The sequence below is a fragment of the Deltaproteobacteria bacterium genome (genome assembly GCA_011773515.1).
Classification (GTDB): domain Bacteria; phylum Desulfobacterota; class Deferrimicrobia; order J040; family J040; genus WVXK01.
This window is the reverse complement of sequence record WVXK01000101.1, coordinates 4,870-9,414: the sequence shown is the minus strand read 5'-3', so window position 1 is coordinate 9,414 and position 4,545 is coordinate 4,870. Positions and strand designations below refer to the sequence as shown.

Below are 4,545 nucleotides of genomic sequence, written 5' to 3'. Positions count from 1 at the left end.
GTCGAAATATCTTCTCAGCTCAGCCACCATCCAATCGGGAACGGAGTGCTTTACGTGGAGCGGAAGTGACTGACGGAACTGAGAAAACGCCTCTTCCCCAAGATCGCGCTGAATACTCCTGAGCACGCCATTTGCGAAACCGGCGAGCTTTCTCCCCTTTTTTCGCTTCACCGCTTCGATCGTTTCATTGAGCGCGGCGTGGTGAGGAATCCTGGTCAAAAAGAGCAGCTGGTAGGCGCCGATCCTGAGGGCATTTCTCACGAACGGATCGGCCCTCTCAAGGCTTTTTCTCAGGTATTTTCCGGTAATCTCATCGAGGAGAAGGCGGTTCCTCAGGGTCCCCATGACCAGTTCCGTGAGCAGCGCCGCATCGGAGGGATTTTCAAACCCCTCTCTCCGTATCGTCCCGTCGATGATGGCATCCGCAAATCCTCCGCCCTCGACGAGACAGAGGATCCGTGCGGCAGTTCCCCTTACGTTCCCAGACACTGTCCCTCAACCACCCGGTACCCCTGGACGAACGACCAGGCATCCAGTTCCTTTTTCCCCTCCGGCTTGAGGCGGGTCACGAGGAGGCACCCCTCCCCGCACCGGACGAGGATCCCGTCGCGCCTGACCTCGCCGATTTCACCGGGGTCTTTCCCCATGGCGACGGGGGGCCTTTCCACATCGCAGGAAAGTATCTTGAGGCTCCTGCCCACATACTGCGTGTATGCCGATGGCCACGGGTAGAGTCCCCGCACCAGGTTCCGGATCTTTTCCGCCGGCTCGCTCCAGTCGATCTCTCCCAGCTCTTTTTTGATCAGGGGAGCATAGGTGGCCTCGTCGTGTGGCTGGGGCGTTTCCCGAAGATTCCCTTCCCGCAACAGGTTAAGCGCCTCGACGATTGCGCTTGCACCAAGGGCCGAGAGCCGCTCACCGAGGCTCTGCGCCGTGTCGTCTTCGCGGATTTCCTCTTCCCTGATCAGCAGCATGGGGCCCGTGTCCATGCCCTCGTCCATCTTCATGATGGTGATGCCCGTTTTCTTCTCACCGTTGATGATGGCCCAGTTGATGGGTGCCGCTCCCCGGTACTTCGGCAGAATGGAAGCATGGATATTGATACAGCCATACCGCGGGATCTCGAGTATCTCCGGCGGGAGGATCTTCCCGTAGGCGACGACGACAAGGAGATCGGGCGCCTCCTCCCTGAGCCGGGATACCGCTTCGGGATTGTTCTTTACCCTCTCGGGCTGGTAGACGGGAATACCCCTCTTAAGAGCGGCAGCCTTCACCGGCGGAGGCTCGGTGTGCCTGCCCCTGCCCTTCGGCCTGTCGGGGTTGGTCACGACCAGGGTGACGCTCTCGCGTTCGGAAAGAATTTCAAGGGATGGAACGGAAAACTCAGGGGTCCCCATGAAAAGGAGACGGTATTTGCCGTGCATCAAACCGCGGCTCCCGATTTCATTTTTTTCAGGTATTTTCTTCTGAATACGTCCCTCTTGACGGGACTCAGCCGGTCGACGATCAGTATGCCGTTGAGATGGTCTACCTCGTGCTGCAGCGCCTTTGCAAGAAACGACTCCGCCTCTATTTCCACCTCCCCCATATCCCTGTCGATTCCCCTGACCACGACCTTCATGGCCCGTTTCACGGAAGCCGTGAATTCGGGTATGCAGAGGCAGCCCTCCTCGCTTTCCTGCTCCCCCTCCTCGCTGACTATCTCGGGATTGACGAGCGCCAGGGGTTCCTGCCCCTCAAGGATGGGCGAGACGTCCAGGACGATGACCCTCTTCAGGACTCCTATCTGGGGCGCAGCAAGGCCCACCCCACCATTCTCGTACATGGTCTCGAACATGTCATCGATCAGCTCCCTGATCTCCCCGGTAATCTCCTTGACGGGCTGGGATACCTTTTTCAGGGTCGGATCAGGATATTTCAATATCTCCCGCTTCACTTTCCTCTCCTGCTGCGTCGTAGGTCACCACGGAGTCCTTGCCCCTCTCCTTGGCTATGTAAAGGGCTTTGTCGGCCATCTCGATGAGCATCTCGTGCGATTTTATGCCATCACCGCTGAAGGTAGCCACGCCAAAGCTCGCCGTTATACTGATTTGATGTTCCTTGACGATGAATCGGTGCATCGACACGATCTTCCTGGCACGCTCGACCACACTGCAGGCCTTATCCCTGTCGGAATTGAACAGGATCCACCCGAACTCGTCCCCTCCCAGGCGGGAGACCACATCGTAGGCCCTCTTGATACCGTTTATGACCAGGCCAAACTGCGTGATAACCGCATCGCCCGCCGTGTGGCCGTAGGTGTCGTTGACTTCCTTGAAATCATCGATGTCGATCATGATGCATGCAAGCGGGGCCCGGAGACGCTTCGCCATCTCGAAGCCCTTTTTCAGGTCCCGTATGAACCAGCGCCGGTTGGGAAGGCCCGTCAATTCGTCTGTCAGGGACAGCTCCTTCAGCCGGGTCGTCACCCGGTACAGATCGAGAAACGCGTGCCTGTTTCTCAGAAAAGGCTTTATCCGGGAATAGGCCTCCTCCACCGGCATGTCGGCGGGAAGTATCTCATCAACCCCCTTGCTGAGGTAACTCTCCGACCGCATCATGACGTTCATTCCCCCCACGAAGATCAGGGGGAGGGAAACATTGAACCGTTTCAACTTCAGCGAGGCCAGGCCCTCCACCTCTCCCGGGGTCAGCCCCGAGTCACCGACAAGCACGAGGTATACGTCCCGGTTCTTCGAGAAATCCTCCCCGAGCAGGGCAAGGTCCCGGTAATCCATGGGAAGGACGCTGTAGCCCCCATCTTGCAGGGACGTCTCGAGAGATTTCACGAGAGGCCAGAAGGAGTTGACCGATATGACGACTTTGTCTCTCATACAGTCCTTTGGACGAAGATAACGTCCTCTTCCACAACCCCCTAAAACGATCAGGGAACCATTTTACCGTTATTGGGGATTGGCTGTAAAGGGTAACACGAATACGTGAAAGCAGTATACCCTAACAGGATGAAGAAACGGGGCCGGATTCTCCCATTCACCGTTTTTCTGTGCGTAACTGTCTTTCCCCTCTTTTGGCAGCTTCACGGAAAAGATATCGATATTCTGCATTCCCACAGGATGGCCTTCCAGGCCCTCCCGCAGCAGGAGGAGGTCATCTTTCTCGAGTCACGCTNNGAGGCCAGAACCCGCTTCAGGGATCTCATTATCGGGAAGAACCTCCACGCCCTTCATCTCCAGAGACAGCCAAGGGGTACGAACTGCACAGGGTGTCACGCCGCCGGCAAACCGGCGGTTGTTTTCACCGGAGGGGTCCGCCTCATAAGAAGCAGAAACGGCGGATCCTGCCAGCCCTCCTGCCACAGGCCGAAAACGTACCGAAACGGCCCCTGAAAAGAGGCCCGTGTGTGGAAACAAAATCATCGGCAAAAAAAGAGGGAAGGAAGGCGCTCGAACAGCCAGGGCGCTCAGGCGATGAACGACGAGGGGGATACTGTGAGCTTTTCTTTCTGTTTCAGGGACTTGCCTGATCCCCGCCGCTTACCTTCTCGAGCAAAAAGGCCTGCCGGAGCGCAGCGGAGGCATTGTGCCCGAAAATCTCCAGAAGATCCAGGTCCTCCTCTTTGAACGCCCCCCGCTCCACATGATCCAGGTTGAGGACCCCCACCACCTCGTGCCCCCATTTCAGGGGCACCGCCATCTCGGAGTTGATGTCCTCTTGAACCATGACGTACCGCTCGTCTCGTTTCACGTCCGGCACGAGGACCGGCATCCCCTCCTTCGCGACCCAGCCGGTTATTCCCTCCCCCACCCGCAACCGCACTCCCTCTTTTATCTCATCGGGCAGCTGTACGGCCGCCCTGATGATGAGGGTCATCGTCTCCCGGTCGATGAGGATTATCGAGCCCGACGTGGCGCTCATCAGCTCGACCGCCTTCTCGACGATCATTTCCAGCAGCCTGTCCAGGTCGTTGGTCCTGTCAAAGGCCCTGCCCACCTCGTGTATGGCACGGAGCTTCTTCTCCTTGGAGGCGAGGCGCTGGAACATATCGGCATTGTGGATTGCAACGCCGGCGAAATTCGCCATGACCGCCAGGATCTTGATATCGTCTGAGGAAAGCCTTCTCCCATCGACGGGGGTATCGGCGGTGATTATCCCAATGACCCTGTCATGGGCCAGGATGGGGGCAACGATAAATTCTTCGATCCCGAGCTTTTCCATGATTCCCTTGACCCGGTCGTCCCGGACCTGCGAGGTGCGCAGGAGAAGGGGCTCCTTGGAATCGATGATCTCCTGCACCAATTTGTCATCGGGGGGAATTCTCATCTTCTTGAAAAGGCCCATGTAGAGGAGTCCCGCCCCGACGGCGGGAGACATGTGCTCCTTGGTCTCGTCGAAGAGAAAGATAACGGCACGGCTCACGTTCATGATCAGGGTAACGGCGTTGACGATCTGGTTCATGCTCCCCGGGATGACGCCCCCCGTGGAAACCATCGCCTTGCTTATCTCGAACAGGGCCGAGGTCAGCTTTGCAGAGTGAACCACGCTGCG

At 57.7% G+C, this 4,545-nt stretch carries 6 protein-coding genes (1 of these 6 only partly in view); 1 reads left to right on the top strand and 5 read right to left on the bottom strand.

From position 1 onward, the window contains the following. The 4 genes from GTN70_11170 to GTN70_11155 form a co-directional block, all read right to left on the bottom strand. On the bottom strand, window positions 1–489 hold a 489-nt coding region (locus tag GTN70_11170), incomplete at its 3' end, for a 16S rRNA (cytosine(967)-C(5))-methyltransferase (protein ID NIO17522.1). Next, window positions 474–1,424: a methionyl-tRNA formyltransferase gene (locus GTN70_11165; protein NIO17521.1), complete on the bottom strand. Its 951-nt coding sequence runs from the start codon at window positions 1,422–1,424 to the stop codon at window positions 474–476. The genes GTN70_11165 and GTN70_11170, both read right to left, overlap by 16 nt. After that, window positions 1,424–1,936, bottom strand: coding sequence for a peptide deformylase (def, locus tag GTN70_11160; protein NIO17520.1), 513 nt, complete (start codon window positions 1,934–1,936; stop codon window positions 1,424–1,426). The genes GTN70_11165 and def overlap by 1 nt, the downstream gene beginning before the upstream one ends. Next, window positions 1,908–2,873, bottom strand: a complete 966-nt coding sequence (locus GTN70_11155) for a diguanylate cyclase (GenBank protein ID NIO17519.1) — start codon at window positions 2,871–2,873, stop codon at window positions 1,908–1,910. The genes def and GTN70_11155 overlap by 29 nt, the downstream gene beginning before the upstream one ends. A 129-nt stretch (window positions 2,874–3,002) precedes the next feature. On the opposite strand from GTN70_11155, the gene GTN70_11150 reads away from it, so the two are divergent. Beyond that, window positions 3,003–3,386, top strand: coding sequence for a hypothetical protein (locus tag GTN70_11150; GenBank protein ID NIO17518.1), 384 nt, complete (start codon window positions 3,003–3,005; stop codon window positions 3,384–3,386). Between the two features lie 121 nt (window positions 3,387–3,507). On the opposite strand, the gene GTN70_11145 is transcribed toward GTN70_11150, so the two are convergent. Continuing rightward, window positions 3,508–4,545 carry the 3' portion of a GAF domain-containing protein gene (locus GTN70_11145; GenBank protein NIO17517.1) on the bottom strand. 21 nt of this gene lie beyond the right edge of the window, so only the last 1,038 of its 1,059 coding nucleotides appear in the window; the start codon falls outside the window, past its right edge; it ends in the stop codon at window positions 3,508–3,510.

Coding starts and splice junctions, on each gene's coding strand:
- GTN70_11165 (NIO17521.1), bottom strand. CDS start 1,424: ATGCACGGCAAATACCGTCTCCTTTTCATGGGGACCCCTGAGTTTTCC.
- GTN70_11155 (NIO17519.1), bottom strand. CDS start 2,873: ATGAGAGACAAAGTCGTCATATCGGTCAACTCCTTCTGGCCTCTCGTG.